Annotated in this window: 10 protein-coding genes; 1 reads left to right on the top strand and 9 read right to left on the bottom strand. The window is 60.2% G+C overall.

Translation table 11 applies throughout. The annotated features are described in order from the left end of the window. Positions 1–233: 233 nt before the first annotated feature. The 3 genes from ACKAMS_RS24455 to ACKAMS_RS24445 form a co-directional block, all read right to left on the bottom strand. Positions 234–1,214, bottom strand: coding sequence for a DUF4192 family protein (locus tag ACKAMS_RS24455; protein WP_225989398.1), 981 nt, complete (start codon positions 1,212–1,214; stop codon positions 234–236). A gap of 214 nt (positions 1,215–1,428) precedes the next feature. Next, the gene (locus tag ACKAMS_RS24450) at positions 1,429–2,352 is read right to left on the bottom strand and encodes a DNA-processing protein DprA (RefSeq protein ID WP_408989680.1); all 924 of its coding nucleotides are present in this window, start codon (positions 2,350–2,352) and stop codon (positions 1,429–1,431) included. A gap of 583 nt (positions 2,353–2,935) precedes the next feature. After that, positions 2,936–3,940, bottom strand: coding sequence for a DUF3560 domain-containing protein (locus ACKAMS_RS24445; protein WP_408989679.1), 1,005 nt, complete (start codon positions 3,938–3,940; stop codon positions 2,936–2,938). A 275-nt stretch (positions 3,941–4,215) separates the two neighbouring features. Here ACKAMS_RS24445 and ACKAMS_RS24440 point away from each other — a divergent pair, with 275 nt between their 5' ends. Further along, positions 4,216–4,734 carry a hypothetical protein gene (locus ACKAMS_RS24440; protein WP_408989678.1) on the top strand — a complete coding sequence of 173 codons (519 nt, stop codon included), beginning with the start codon at positions 4,216–4,218 and terminating at the stop codon, positions 4,732–4,734. Positions 4,735–4,805: 71 nt separating this feature from the next. On the opposite strand, the gene ACKAMS_RS24435 is transcribed toward ACKAMS_RS24440, so the two are convergent. The 6 genes from ACKAMS_RS24435 to ACKAMS_RS24410 form a co-directional block, all read right to left on the bottom strand. Continuing rightward, positions 4,806–5,438, bottom strand: coding sequence for a hypothetical protein (locus tag ACKAMS_RS24435; protein WP_408989677.1), 633 nt, complete (start codon positions 5,436–5,438; stop codon positions 4,806–4,808). Continuing rightward, entirely contained in the window at positions 5,435–5,782 is a 348-nt protein-coding gene (locus ACKAMS_RS24430) for a hypothetical protein (RefSeq protein ID WP_225989397.1), read from the bottom strand. The genes ACKAMS_RS24435 and ACKAMS_RS24430 overlap by 4 nt, the downstream gene beginning before the upstream one ends. Before the next feature lie 263 nt (positions 5,783–6,045). After that, positions 6,046–11,343, bottom strand: a complete 5,298-nt coding sequence (locus ACKAMS_RS24425; RefSeq protein WP_408989676.1) for a telomere-binding protein — start codon at positions 11,341–11,343, stop codon at positions 6,046–6,048. 257 nt (positions 11,344–11,600) lie between these two features. Next, on the bottom strand, positions 11,601–11,903 hold the full coding sequence (locus tag ACKAMS_RS24420) for a hypothetical protein (protein WP_042446037.1): 303 nt from the start codon (positions 11,901–11,903) through the stop codon (positions 11,601–11,603). A gap of 452 nt (positions 11,904–12,355) precedes the next feature. Continuing rightward, a complete protein-coding gene (locus tag ACKAMS_RS24415; RefSeq protein WP_408989675.1) occupies positions 12,356–13,162 on the bottom strand; it encodes a hypothetical protein in 807 nt (268 codons plus the stop codon). Continuing rightward, a complete protein-coding gene (locus ACKAMS_RS24410) occupies positions 13,159–14,121 on the bottom strand; it encodes a ParA family protein (protein ID WP_042953771.1) in 963 nt (320 codons plus the stop codon). The genes ACKAMS_RS24415 and ACKAMS_RS24410 overlap by 4 nt, the downstream gene beginning before the upstream one ends. Between the last annotated feature and the right edge of the window lie 613 nt (positions 14,122–14,734).

Genomic DNA, 14,734 nt, shown 5'->3' with positions numbered 1-14,734 from the left:
CCTTCGGGGCCGTGGTTCCGGGCTGCGCCCGGAACCGGAAGGGCGCGGGCGGCAAGCCGCCCTGATGACGGAAGTCCTACGCGCTGCGCGCCGGACTCGTGGCTGCTTTTCGTTGTGGCAAAAAAGATTCCAAGAGAAGGCGCGCACAAAAAATGTGTGCGCTGTTTCGGTTGCGGCGCAATCGAAAGTGGTGGTGCCATCCTTTGGCTGATCGGGACGGCACCACCGAATCGTTATCTTCCGGTTCGAGTGCTCGCTGTTACCGCCGCCGTGCGCAGTTGGTCCCAGAGTGCCGGATTCATTCCGAAGTCGAGTGCGCGCTCGAACAACTGCCCGAAGGAATGAGCCGGATCGAGAGTGCGCCCCACGATGAGGGCCTCGCGAGAAAGCGCCGCATGACGCGCCACCCAATGGAATATCGCGCCGATGATGATCACCGGACCGGCAAGGTTGGCGGGCAGTAGTGCCCCTACTTGCCGCAACATCTCAGCGGCGGCATCGGCGTTCTTGTCCGTCACATGCACGAACAACAGATCACGGACAGTCACATCGTGCATCGCGGCCGCGATAAGCGCTGCATGTTCGTCCGTGACGACGATTCCCCCGTCATTCTTTGCACGACCGATATACGGCGCTAATCCACTGGTGAACGCGAGTTCGGCTGCCCCGCGTGGATCCATGGCCGCCAATTTCACTCGCTGCTGATCGAAACCTTGCGCGACCGTTGCAGCGCGCTCTGCGCCGAACTGAGCTGGTTCGAAAGCTGCGCGCATCTGCGCACGAGTCTGCAGCGTGGCCACGCCGAGTGACTGCGCCTCCAACACGATCGGATGCGACCGCAAATCCATCTGGTCACCAGCCTGCACCGCGAGCGATCCGACGCCGTGCCACCGGCGAACGACACCCTCGGTGAAGACGTACACCGGTGTAACCGCATCCGGTCGGAACTGCTCGAACACCTCACCCACAGCATCGCCACGCTCAACCGGCCCGAACACCACTACCAACATTTCGCGGCACTGGGCAAACGGAGTAGCGCCCTCCAGATTCGCCAGAACTCGCCCCGACTCGACATCAGTCAGCTTGATCATCGCAACCGGCATCGGCTCGAGATCGAGGGCGATCACAACCACCTCATCGACAGGAATATGACCGCCGAGCGCAACAGCACCGGCAACGCAATCGGACGGCGAAGACAAACGAAAAGTACTCACAGGTAACCCCTTTGGGTCGTGGGGGTGCGCTGGTGAGGCGCACCGGACTAGGACAACACCGATGACACTGCCACATGCCACCGACAAAAAGAGCCATGAACGGCGGTGAAATGCCGCCTGCCCTCGCCGTGCCGGGGGCAGGGCGAGACGCGAGAAAGGCCCTGGTCCAGAGGGTGCGGACCAGGGCCTTCCCCGCGTCTGCGGGGATCGGGGTTTAGGCGATCGCGGCGACGACGTCCGCACTATTCGTCACCAAGGCAGCGTGACCCTCCCTGATCGCTCGGTGACACCCTTCGGAGGCGGCCGAGGTCACCGGACCTGGTACCGCCAGCGCGGGTTGGCCGAGCTTGGACGCCCACGTCAAAATGTCACGAGAACCGCCGCGCCAACCGGTCTCTACAACCACCGACGCCTGAGACAGGGCGGCGATCAAGCGATTCAGCGCGAGCGAACGATGCCGAGAGGGGACCGAGTGTGTGGGCGAGTACTCACTGACCACAAGGCCGCCATGCTCCGAGATGTCTCGGAACATTCGCTCATGTGCAGCGGGATGAGGCCGGTCGATGCTTGCTGCTGTGACTGCGATCGTCGCACCGCCCACTGCCAAGGCAGCACGATGTGCGGCAGAAGCAATTCCGAAGGATCCTGTCGAAACGACAGTCCAACCCGTAGCGGACAGGTCACCGGCAATCTCGGAGGTCACATGTTCGCCGTATGCCGTCGACGCCCGGCTTCCCGCGATCGCGATCATGCCCCGATCGGAGTGCAGGGAACCAGTGCCGAGGACCCAGAGTCCAAGAGGGCTCACATCATCCCCGTCTGCGCCGGCGAGGGCGCTAAATCGTTCGCGTGGCCACTCCGCGTCGTCGGGAGTGACAAACCGCCCGCCGAGACGGTCGGTGACCTCGAGGAATTGCGCGGCCCGATCGCCTCGCCGTAGATCCTCAGATCCCAGAGGCAATCCCTCGACGGGCACTCGGTCCCTAACAGCTGCTGCAGCCTCTTCGACTCCGAGCTCCTCGACCAAAGCGACCAACGCCGCGGATGGCCCGTCCGAGACCACGGACAAAAATGCCCACGCCTCACGCCTGCTATCGGAAATTGCACTCTCGACACTCGGTACTGAAACAAACACCACGACAGATCCCCTTTGAGTGGGCACAAGGTGAGCTGGTCACGCTCACCGAAAACGAACTAGGACAGCACAAACACTAACCGACAGCACCGACGGAATTGGTCCGAAATGCCCCTGACCCTCGCCGTGCCGGGGGCAGGGCGAGACATGGAAGAAGGCCTGGTCGCCGGTTGCGCGACCAGGCCTGATCCATGGGTGGTGGCCTGCGAATCCTCGGGATGGCGCAGGCTCCGCTATATCGCAGCGACGCTCTCCGCTGTCATGGCTCCGACCGCAGTGCGCACCAGCAGCGAATTGGTTCCCTGTGCCTGTGCGATCCACTCCGACTGTTCACACTCATTGAGTGACAACCATTCTCGCGACGTCAACACTGCGCAGTCGAGTGCTGCAACAACCGTGATTGGTGTGAGAAGCCTCCAAGCGGCTAAACGATAAACATCGGCAAACTGTGCATTGACCGGAGGCCACTGCGCATCTGGGTACAACCTCGAAAAGGACTGCGCTGCAACGTCCTCCACTGCCGCAGCAACCGGGTAGTGCCGAGACTGCCGAAACTCTCCGCTGTGGATTTCTGTTCGATGATCACTCATGAGCAGGTCTCCTCTGAGACGGTTCCGGCCGCCGCGGTCTGCGCACCTTCATCGCGACGTTTATGCCCGCTGAGCTTGTGATACGGCATGGTGTCAGTCCAACTCCCCCCGACTATGGAAGGAATCGTCACAGACTTTTTGTTGACCCGGACAACCGAGTACCAACCTCCGGACCACTGGACGAGATCGCCCTTCGAGATCGTGTCGGGACCGTAGTTCGTCGCCTTCCCGGATTCGATTTGCTGAGCCCGGACCGCTTCCCAGTAACTGATCTGGTCCTCGCGATCGGCGATCCTGTTTTCGAGCAGTTCCCGGTAAGCACCTTGCGCAGGTGGGAATTTCTCGACCTGCTTGGTGTCGCCCAGGACAAACAACGTCCGTTCATGTCCGTCGCGTTCGCGCTGGTCCGCCCGCTGATCGGCGTGCAACTTGTCGATGCGGTTCTTCACCGTCACAGGGCTGTAGCGAGCCTCTGTAGTCGCAGCTGCGGACTCTGCACGTCGTTGCGCTTGCCGTGCATCATTCTCGGCGGAAACTGCCTGACCGAGCCGCCTGTGCGCCGTATCGAGTGCTCGACGATGGCGCTGTTCGGAATGATGACCGATCTTGATCGGCTCTCCCCCTGGAGGCAGCGCTTCGACCGCGCGATGTTCCGCCTTCCACGCCTGTTTCGCTCTAACCGAGCGACGTTCCGCCTTCTGCTCGAGTGCAGCGACGCGCTCCGCCTGCGGCTCGATGCGATCGGCTTCAACCTCTACCGCCGGCCTAGCTGTGGCATCGATTGAAATCTCGACCTCGAAACCCTGCGCCAGTAAGGCATCTGCCGTCATTTCGATCAAGCGAACCCGGGGCGCGCGATCGCGACTCCCCCGCATTCCCCACATCGCAATGCTGCGAAACCACCGCCACCCGTGCGCCCGTAGAACCTCGCCGGAACCGTCACCGCGGGAGGTTCCATCGATCAACGTGCCATCAACCGCGCTGTGCGAAATTGTCAACATGCCAACTCCAAAATTACCGGTAGAGGGAGGATGGTCAGTCCGCCCACACTTCACTAGGACACTGATCATTCTACTGCCTGACCTGCTGATATATGGGAAACTTTCGATGAAAATACCCCTGACCCTCACGGTGCCGGGGGCAGCGTGAGGATCAGGGGCAGCGGGCGGTAGGTTGTGTTCGGAACCCCGCAGTTTCGGCCCTTAGCCGACATGTGTGTGTTGAAGTGGATGAGGGTATTGAAACGGCAGTAGTACAGAGGATGAGGATCCCACCGATGACGCAGCAAGAGCCGTGGCGCAGGATCTCCAACCCTGTTGATTTGCCGGCCTTTAGCGGTGCCGCCGACCTGCGAGTGCTTGATGCAGAGGTTTTCGAATGCATCCTTCGTGATCACCTGATTCCTCGATCCTCAGAGCGAAAGTACAACGCGCACTGGCGAAACTTTTGGAATGTGCTGGCTTTCGACGATGAATTGGCGGATCGGGCGACGGCCATCCTCGAAGACTTCGTGGATCAAGCCAAAGCAGCTCTCGACGCAGAAGAGTTGGATGACAAACAACAAGGCCGCGCCAGGAAATTCATCGACAAATCAGTCATGGCGCTCGACCGAATCGACAAGGCAGAGGATGCGCCTCTGGCCTGGATAGGCGAGCGGGCAGCACAGTTCAACCCGCGATCACGCGAGGTCATAGAAAAGCTCGTCCAAGCCATCGCGGAACACCGCAAGACTTTGGACAACGAAAATCTCTGGCGAGTACTCAGACTCGTGGGACTGGACCCGGACGCACGCTGACCTCTCATTGATCGCGGTTTCACCACTGTGGGGGCTTTTCCAATACGTCGGTATCGCGACGTTGGGTGGTGTCAGCGCAAAGCCGCGGCCACAGCGAGCTGCGAAAGGTCCACTACTGGACCGTCTTCAGCCCAGACCTGTGTCCTACCGACTGCCAGGATCTCGCGAGAAGGCAACACGCACCACGGTTCGACACGCGAGAGCACCTCATGAACGAGAACAGTGGCGTGGAACCGTGTCGGCACAGTCGTGACGTCGAGCAACTCACCTCGCCGCCGCAAGTCGGCCGTCGATCGAGCAGTGCCGTTACTGATCACCACTTGCCGAAGCGGAAGACCGCGTAATGCGAGTACTCCAACGACGTGCGGTTCCAGCCAACCTTGTTCGCGCCATGCGGGAAGGATCCCTCGCCCCTTGGGCAGAGAGATCTTCGTGATCGCTTCACTCGCATAGTCAGCAGCCTGTTGTGATCGTTCCTGGGTGTCGGCCGGCGGGCGGCACAACTGCAGAAGTCTGGTGTGCGGAATCGCCGCATTCTGGCGGTTACTGCCCGCCATCCATCGCTGGACAGTGCGAACACTGACGCCGGCCGTATTCGCGACGGCAGCCGTATCAACGTGTCCGGTGGGGGTACGCCCGTAGCAGGTCCCCAACATCGCTTCGAGGCGCTTGCGCGTCCAACGAGGGGCCGCAGGGGCCTTCATGGGCGATCGATCCCCATCTCGTCGATGCGTTCGAATTCCCAGCCGGCGACATACTGCTCATCGGCATGGTTCGTCATCCACTTGGACACACCTTCATCGCCGTTCTGCTCGAACGCAGACCACATTGCTTCGACATCGGCAGGGGTGAGTTCGAGTTGGATCTGGCGGTCCCGCTTGTAGGTCTTACCGGCGGCGCTCGGACCTTGATGACCACGTACGCGAAGGTGACCACCCCGATTTGCGAGTGCCTTGCCTTTCGACGTCGCTCGAAAAGATGCCAGCGCAGCTTTGCGTCCGCGCTGCGTCGTGGCCGCTTGCCGTGATTTCTTTGCGAGTTTCTGCAACGTGTCTGCTTTGGGTTTACCGATCCGTTGGTGCCCTTCTGTTGCTACCCACCGCTGAACCGTACGTTGGGTTACCCCAAGGTCTTTGGCCGCATCTGCAGTGTTGAGACCGCCTCGCTTATTGAGTCCATACGCAGCGAGCAATAGTCCTCGAACGTCCGGAGCTGCTCGCCCGGGTGACACCGAGGCGCCGCTTCTTCCAGTGAGGGCACCGAAGATTTTTGACCGGCGGCCAGGATCTTTGTTCGTGTTCTTACGTGCCATCACTGATCACCGCGAACGGTGTAGTCCGCGGCATTCCAGTCCAAATGGAGTTGGTCTTTTCCTCGGTAGCCCTTACCGGTCAAGAACTCGGCCTGGTCGGCGAGCAAGGCCGAGCCTTCCCATTTGTACTGCCCGAACCCGCGACCTAGCGTCTCTTGCTCTCCAGGCCAGGAAGCGATCGGATCAGGATTGTCGGAGACGTACAGAACGGTGTCGTTCGAGATGGCAACTGGCCACCGGTCGGCGGCCTTGCCGATCTTCACCACGCGGCGGAGGATGTTCGCTCGGGCTTTCGCGATGATGTGATGGCGCCGTTCCGGAGCATAGCCCGGCCGGCCCTTCATGAAATCGCTACTGCCGAGCATGCCCAGAGTGCGTGTGTAGACAACCTTGAGTTGATCGCGGGCGAGTTGAGCATCGGGATCGGCAAGGTCCAATGCGGTACGCGCATCGCGGATCCGCTTGTACCAAGGATCGAGGACTCTGCCGTGCTCGTTCCACACGTACGCCTCGATAACTTCCGGCTCGTAACCGAGTTCGTGGGCGTACTGCATGGTCGGCGTTGTGACCCATTTGGGCTCGTTGATCGAAAGCCCTCTCGGGTTCAATGGATTCGGGTACCGCCAGTCCGAGGATTCCGGAATCTCGATCTTCCAGTAACCAGGCAGAGATTTGTCGAATACGGCGCCGCTCTCGTGATGCTGCGGATCTCCGATTCCGAGTTCGAGGCTGGCGATGCCTGCGGCGTGGGATCCACCTCGGTCATACGCGTGGATAAAGAGATGTTCGGCCTCATCCGTGGTCAGGGGCCGTGACCAGTCGATATCGGTTTCGGTGTTACTCATCTGGGATGGTGGAATTGGTTGTGACGGAGCGAAAACCGTGTCGCGTTCCCGCGAACGAGTGCTGATCATCAGATCGAATCCTGTCGTGGACGCAGACATTGCCCACGGAAACTTCAACGCGTCGGCGAACGTCGCCAAGCGTGCCGCCAATACCGCTGGCGTCGGGTCATCGGCGAGGATCGGCATATCCGCTTCGTCCTGACCCATTGCCGAGACAAACGCTATCCAGACACCCCGTTCGTCGCCATGCCACACTCGCGTCCACGTACCCAGACGATCACCGAACTTTCCGCCCAGAGACCAGCCCTCCTCCAAAGCCTCAGTCACGAAAGGGATACCTGCGGTCAACGTGCGCATTTCTTCAGCACGTTGACGTGGATCATCTCCGAGGGTCCCTGTCTCGATCCCGAACCGCCGCGCCATGGCGTCGGTCACCCAGATTTGCCCGGGCTCGCTCCACCGTTCATTCACTGCGGTACCGAAGTTCTGTGCCCGGATCACTTCGGCAATGTGCCCCACGTGGAGGATGGGGCCGGGGTCGATAACCTCACCGCTCGGTAGCCATAATCCATCGACGTCGAGTACCCCCGCCGGCCCGGCGAAGCGCCGTCGATTCGCCGCACTGCCGGTTGTGCTCGGATCGAGCCTTACTGCGCGACTTTCGCTGGCGTGCGTCGAAGTTCTCCCTGAGTTTCTGCCTGAAGGTAGGGATTTGCCGGACAGCGGCGACACGTTTTCCGCCATGTCGTCGCTATTTGGAGATGAAACAGACAGCGCCGCACGCATTTTGGCCGTGCTGTCGAGCCAGCACTCGATGTGCATCGGGCGCTTTTCGAACGCGAAGGGTGAGGTGAGTCCACACATCGAGCACGGTGCGGCGGGGAAGATCGGTTCGGCGACCCCTCTGCAGCCTTCCGCGTCGTGATAGCTTGCCACCTGCTCCTCCTCGGCGATAGCAGACACGTTCAAGTTCTGCGTGTTATCGGGCATGGAGGACTGTAGGTGATGACCCCGACTGGATTTCGCTGGCAGGATGCCTGAAAGGTGCGAGAGATGGTGCACCCGAGAGAGGCGGGATATGGCACTTTCGTCTACAGGTCCGCGACTGACGCCAGGATTTCTCGTGTCATCCGATCCTGAAGGGCATGTTCCGTCAGAATCTGAGGGACCTGCTCCGTCGGACTCGTCATCGCCGAGTACCTTCCACAACCTCAACGCGGTCAAGCGCTGACGCCGATCTTCACAATGGATAGTGCGCTGGACCGTGTACCTAGGCGTTTTACCTGTGCGCTCTTCGCCGATCAGGATCCCTTCGTCGTACAAGGCTCGCAGCGCTGTGCCGCGGTCGATCTGTGGAGCATCCGACATCGATTGTGCTGCTGCCTTGAGGACCTGCTCGAGAGCCGTTGACTCCACGAGCAATTGGGCTTCCCCATCGCGTGGCGTCGGATCAGTGAGTACGTAGCCAAGGCGGATTCCGCGCGCGTCTTCGCGATATTTCTTTACGTCTTGGAATTCACCCACAAGTGTCCGTCGCCACCCCAACCTGTTAGCCAGGGGAAACACGGGAGCCTCGCCGGTCCGAACATCGTCGACATACGCCAATCCGGTACGTAGGGCATGGGCAATCAGCTCGCGAACCCGGGCACCAGTGCGAGAAGGCAAATCAGGATCGGCGGCCGCGGTAATCGCGTCGCGGAGGCCGACATGGACCATCTCTAGGGTCTGATCGACTTCTTGCTCTGTCAATGCGCCCACATCGAGTAGAAAACGGGTCATAGCAACCCAACCGCCCCAGATCGCGCCCACGGCTTCAGCTTGGCGCACACTCTCTCCACTCGAGCGCAGAGACTCGGCATAATGCGCAGCGGCTCGAGCCGCTATCTCGCGAGTCTCGTCCAAACGACTGGCCAGATACTGCAGGAAGCTGGCCATCAACAAGGCGCGGCCGTGCCGACTCTCGTCCCGGTCGAGAGCAATGAGCTGATCCAACTCGATCTCATCCGCTTGCAGAGGTACTGCAAGCATGCGCTGAGCGCCCGATCCGGGACGAGGCATGACCTCGGACGTGACAACAGCTGACGCGCGAGGGGGTGTGCCATCGAGAATGCCCAAACCATCACGAGTGGAACGCGATCGAGATTCTCCGTTATGCACCATGCGTGCGAATTCCTCCAGGGACTTCTGAGCGGCACCCCAATCCCGCGTCGGAGCAACGTCATCAGCCCAGTAGAGGGCATCCTTCGCCGAATTCAGTTTGATCCGAAGGGCATTGAGCGTATCTCCGTTGCCCGACATGGACGATGCCGGCCGCCGCCGATCCCACAACTCCCCCCAGTGATGCATCGCGATTGATGTCAGAGACGTCTTGTACGACCCCGGTGAGCCCACGATCAACAGCACCCACGGGTTCGGGCCGAGAGCAGATCGATAGACGTGCCCGAGCAACGTCGCGGACACACGCGAGGGGAACTGAGTCAACATCGAGCCCGAATGCGCCAAGAACGCCTCTCGGATCCGCGTCGCATCTCGAATCGGTGCAGGCAGGTCGTAACGAGCCAAAGGTCCACTCAGCAAGACCGGAGCCACACGTGCTCCATCACCACTGATCGCACCCCCGGCATGCACAAAGAACCACTCCCCTTCCGGGGTCCGTCGCCATCCGGTGGATCTGAACCGAACGGTTCGCGCGATTGTCCCGCCGGCGACCTTGAGCGCATCACGCAACTTTGCTATTCCGGAAGGGCGTGAGTCATAAGCAGGAGGGCCAGGCAACGATTCGACCCAACCGCAGTCGCGGTAATCGAGAGCGGCGATCCGCAGCCGCATGAATTCCCCGGTGTCGGGATGTGTGTAACCGATAATGACGGCTGAAAGTTGTTTGGGTGCAGGAGGATTCGCCTCTCTCTGTCCGACAATCCCCTCTCGCCCCATCAGTTTGGGCAGGTCAATGTCGAACGACTCGTCCTGAGCTTCCAGATACTCCATTTCGACGATGCGGGCATCCAAACCCAAGACGAGTTTGGCGCTCTCTTCCCCATCTTTGGTCGTTGTGATCTCGACCAACTGCATATCGACGATCCGATACGTCGGCGCTGAAATCGCCGAACCTCGCTGAACGGTGGATCCTCCAGGCGCGGCAGTAACACCAGTCTCGAGGACACGCGCAGATCCCGACGACGAACCAGCGGCCTCTTCTTGAGCTGCTGGCACTTCATTGTGAAGATCAGGATCCTGCAGCAACGGAGGGACCGGAACCTGAGCTATTTCATGTGACCCACGAGCTGCATTGCGCGCCAGCCGCCAAGCGGCCACTGCCTCGTCGGCCGCCTGACCTGCCCACTCACTGCCCTCCGCCGCAGCCTGGAGACGACAACGATCAACAGCTTCACTCAATATCCCGAATCGAAGTTCCGATTCCAGGGCCCAACGCTTGGCGCGCTTTAAGGACAGCTGCGAATCACTTGTATCAGTGATCGAGGCGACGTGAGCATGAGCCTCGGCTGCGGCCTTTTCGACAAGTAGGTGCTTCCCGCGCACCGCACCCGCGTACGCGTGCGCCGCGACCTCGCCGGCGTTGACGGGGATGAAACCACCGAATTCGTCGTCCCCTCTCCACTTCCCCGCCAGTACGTGATCAGAGAAATCGCTCTTGGGCTCGAGTGTCGCCGGTAACAGCAGTTGTACGTGCGCTCCCACCCCTCCGAGTAAGGACGCAAGATCGATGCCCCGATTCCAACCGGCGTCGTCGCGATCGAGAACGATTCGAACGGTGACCTCGTGAAAGATCTCTGCACACTCAGGAGGAAAACTGCGCCCACCTTGCGCATTGGTCGTAGCGACAAGACCCAGTTGTTCGGCGGTGTCGACATCCTTTTCACCTTCGAGGAGCCAGATAGCTTGTCCGGCAGTGATTGCCTCAAGGATCTGTGGCAATCGATAGAGCACTGAGCGGAATTCGCGGGGTTTCTGCTTGACACGCCGGCCGAGGGGAGAAATGAAAACTTGCCGAAACTGCTTGTGCCGACCCAGCTCACAGCTGGTGCACTCTTCCCGAATCACCTCCTGGACAAGCTTGCCCTCCGCATCGACATACGGGTATGCCGCGACATGCATCCAGTCGTGATCAAGTTCACGAGCGGCAGATTTCGTCGCAATCGGCTTTGGAAGTGCGCCCAGCTTTCCTCGACGTCGGCCGGCAGTCCGCTGACGCGCTGACCGTCCGGCGAGGACTGAGGTGGAACTCCCAGGAGGAAGGGGTGTATCGAAGAGATCGGACGTCGCGATCCCCAGGGCGTCAACAATGTCCTGCGCGCTAGCGGCGCAACCATGGCACTTGAGCAGGATCTTTCCGCCGGCACCATCATCCGTCCACGTTACCGACAGGGATGCGTTGTCATCCGGATGAACTGGGCACCGCGCCGAGAGCTGCGTGGAGCTGCGCACCTTCATTCCACCCGAGGACTCAAGAAGTCCCCGAATGTTGTCCATCGACCACATATGGCCGCGGCGCGCGGGCAAGGTCATCATTTAATACCGACGGGTGCGTATGTCACAACGACACGGCCCACAAAGGTGGCCTCCCCAAGCGGGGTTGAGCTACCATTGAAGACGCACCGCTCCTTTCACGGATCGAGCGGACGGAAAATTCGAGAAAAGCCCCCCTCCTGCCGCCAAGCACGGGGGGTTTTTCGCTGTCTAGGTAAAGATCATGTCCCCACCATCCGTAGTTGCTGGGGTCGAGACCGTCGTTCCACAGCTGCAACCAAACGGTCGACCTGGACATTGCTAGATGCGTACTGCCCGGGATCGAGACGATGCAACGACTCCGGATCAAGCTGAACGATGATGTAGTCGGGCACGTCGAAGCCATGAACGAGAGCAAGGACGAGTACTGCGTAGTCGCCAGACGGGAGACCGATCTCCCGGGCGCGTTGCTCGTAGACGTTGTGTTGACATTCAGGCGCCCGAGTTGCAATGAACCCGCGCGGCCCCTTGTGTGGACGTGCCATAACGCAACCTTAGATCCAATTCGTATCTGATAGCGATTACCCCCATTTTCGGGTGTGTCGCGTGCTGGTGCCGAAACCATGGTGACAGCTCACTCCCCTTCCTTTGATCGCCAGGTATCCCGTCCTCAAAAGAGAGGAGGTCCTTGGAGATCACTCCTGTGACCGATCCCGTCGAAGAACTTTTCGTGAGTCTGCTCCGGGCTCATCACATCTCCGCACTCCCAGTCAGGACATGACACGACACATGTAGCCAAACACCACCCGAATCCCTCTACGCGCGAACCTCAGCGGAAAAGTGTGGGGAGCATGGGGAGCGAGACATAAGTACAGTTCAAGGCACATAAAATGCTCCCCACGCGAGTGGGGAGCATTGTGGGGAGCGAAGTGGGGAACGAGGAGAAAGACGTAAGTCCGAACCAATATTGGAGAAGGAACTACTTCCCCGCACGCCCCTACTTCGGCCGGGTCCCGAGATGGATTTGCAATGCAACCGCTACCACGACACTGCGCGACGGTGCGCCGAACTCCGCGACTTTCTCATCGAGCCAGTCTCGCTGCGCTTTCGTGAACCGCAACTGAACCTGGATTCCACCTCGAATCTGAGGCGACCTCCGTCGCTTGGGCAACGAACTGAATGCACCAGCTTGTGGGCTCTTCGCCGGCCCTTGCCGCAGAATGTCCCCTACTTCGCCGATCTGTTCGTCCAACGCGACTTCGGCGACATCGGCGTACGTCCCCCCTATCCGCCCCTTCTCAGCCTTCAGGGCCGTCAGAGTGGCGCTATCGATGTAGATCGGCATGTTCTCGACCGCGTCGACATCATCCGGCGCGTCGTCGACATCCATCGCCGGAGTGGATGATGCGGCCGGTTCGGCGGGTTTCACATCACCTGCGGCCTCAGGATCGGCCGACGGCGGGGTCAACGAGGACATGCGTGACTTCGCTGACTGAAGGGCTTCGCCTGGATTCGTTTGAGAGGCATTGTCCGGAATGCTCGGTGCCTGCGTGTTCGACGCGACCTTCGGATCTGGCGGGGTTTCAGAATGCTCTGGCTCTACCGGCATCGGCATACCTGGTGCTGTGGAACGAACGGCGGGCGACGTCTGCTCAGCGGTATCGGCAGGGTCCACGGGAACTGATGGCCGCGGCGCACGCGTCGGCGGCAGCATTCGAGCCAGCCCCGCTCCCCTGCGCCCGGGCCCACTGGGCGCGGAGAATGCGTCCTCGAGGCTTTCGCGCGCAACCTTGCGTGCGCTCACGACACTGCCTCGACTTCCTGATTGATCTCGGTCAGTTTGCCGATGATTTCCATCGTGAGCTTTTCGTAGTCCTCTGCGAGCCCAGTTGCATTGCGCGCCAAGAAATCTTCTGCAGGCTTAGTTCCTGCTCGAAGTGCCTTGAGGCGGCCTTTCTGTGCGGCAGCGGCTTGAGTTTCGAGTTCGTGGGCGAGGATGCCGTGGCGACGTAGGTCGAAGCCTGCCGTTTCCAGGTAGCGGATATAGGTATCGAAGACGGGAGCTGATTCTCCGATGATCTCGTAGACAGAGTCTCGAACTGCATCTTCGAGCCGAGAGGATCGGGACCCGATACCGAAGAGGACGACGCCGGCGAGGCGGAGGTCCGGATTGACGCGTCGAGCGCGTTTGAAGCGCTTCGCAATTCGAGTGAGACCGTCAAGGCTGCCTTCATCTGCTCGAGTGGGGATGACCACGCCTTGGCAGCACGCAAGAACGGCGTCGAGGATCATAACGTCACCAGGCGGGGTGTCGAACAAGATGAGATCGTAGTTCGCCGCAATGCCGGAAAGCGATCGAAACAGCAGGTCACCTAGTGTTTCGGGCTCGCCGTCGTCGTCGCTATGAGACCTGTTGGCACGTGAAAACATCAGGCCCTGGATATCAGCGAGCGTGGGGCCACCGGGAACAACGTCGAGGCCTGGCCGGACATCCTTGAGCAGCGGGGGCTCAGTGCCGGTGATGAGCGCATTGAGCAGGTCTTGACCGTCGGCAACGTCGTACCCGAGGTCGCGGGCGAGGTTCCCCTGAGGATCAAGGTCGAGGATGAGGACTCGCCACCCACCAGCGGCTGCAAGCCCACCACAGTTGGCGCTCAATGAGGTCTTCCCTACCCCGCCTTTGCCGTTCGCGAAGGCGATGGTGTTGGGAATCTGCTTGCTGAACGCAGTTTCGGAAACGGCTGCTGCGATGTTCTGTGCCATTTGGTCACTCCGACGTTGGTTAGGTTCCGGATGAAAAGTGTCTGCCGAGTTTCACGCCGCACAACGCGTAGGACATCGCGTGTGATTGATGGCGGTCATTACGGGGTGTATTCACGCTGTAGTGCAAGCAGGAATAATTGCCCGTATGTGTGCTGCATTCCCTACGTGATTCGCTGCCTGCATACAGGTAGTGAATCACGGGTGAAAACTACTTGCAAGTCGTACGTGAAAACACGCAGGTAAACACGGTGGAAAGCACGCCAGAAAGCATGCCAGAATTATGGCGGGAAAGTAGGCGTGTGTTGCCGTACGAATTGATGCCATGGATCGTGCCGTAAGTCGCGCCAGAACTTATGGCGGAAGGAGCGAGGGAACTGCTGCCGGAATCATCGGAGGAAATCGCACGTGAAATGACAGTGGAGCTGAGGCCAGAGGATCCGGGAGAACAATTGCCAGAAACCGCAGTAGTCAAAACGCCTCAAATCTCAGTGGAACAAGTGCTGGAAGCCGGGCCATATTTGAGGGCGGAGGCAACAGGAGAATCCACAGAGGAACCCGAAGCAGAAGGTGCAGAGGAACGCGTGACGGACGCCGTGCCGGAATTGGGAGCGGA

Origin of the sequence: Rhodococcus sp. 5A-K4, from assembly GCF_046097995.1 — a bacterium.
GTDB lineage: Bacteria > Actinomycetota > Actinomycetes > Mycobacteriales > Mycobacteriaceae > Rhodococcus_F > Rhodococcus_F erythropolis.
Note: the sequence above shows the minus strand (reverse complement) of the source record. Positions and strands in the feature narration are given on the sequence as shown.

Bases quoted from the DNA above. Each gene is read 5' to 3' on its own strand.
- ACKAMS_RS24445 (WP_408989679.1), bottom strand. From the start codon at position 3,940: ATGTTGACAATTTCGCACAGCGCGGTTGATGGCACGTTGATCGATGGA.
- ACKAMS_RS24440 (WP_408989678.1), top strand. From the start codon at position 4,216: ATGACGCAGCAAGAGCCGTGGCGCAGGATCTCCAACCCTGTTGATTTG.
- ACKAMS_RS24435 (WP_408989677.1), bottom strand. From the start codon at position 5,438: ATGAAGGCCCCTGCGGCCCCTCGTTGGACGCGCAAGCGCCTCGAAGCG.
- ACKAMS_RS24425 (WP_408989676.1), bottom strand. From the start codon at position 11,343: ATGAAGGTGCGCAGCTCCACGCAGCTCTCGGCGCGGTGCCCAGTTCAT.
- ACKAMS_RS24420 (WP_042446037.1), bottom strand. From the start codon at position 11,903: ATGGCACGTCCACACAAGGGGCCGCGCGGGTTCATTGCAACTCGGGCG.
- ACKAMS_RS24410 (WP_042953771.1), bottom strand. From the start codon at position 14,121: ATGGCACAGAACATCGCAGCAGCCGTTTCCGAAACTGCGTTCAGCAAG.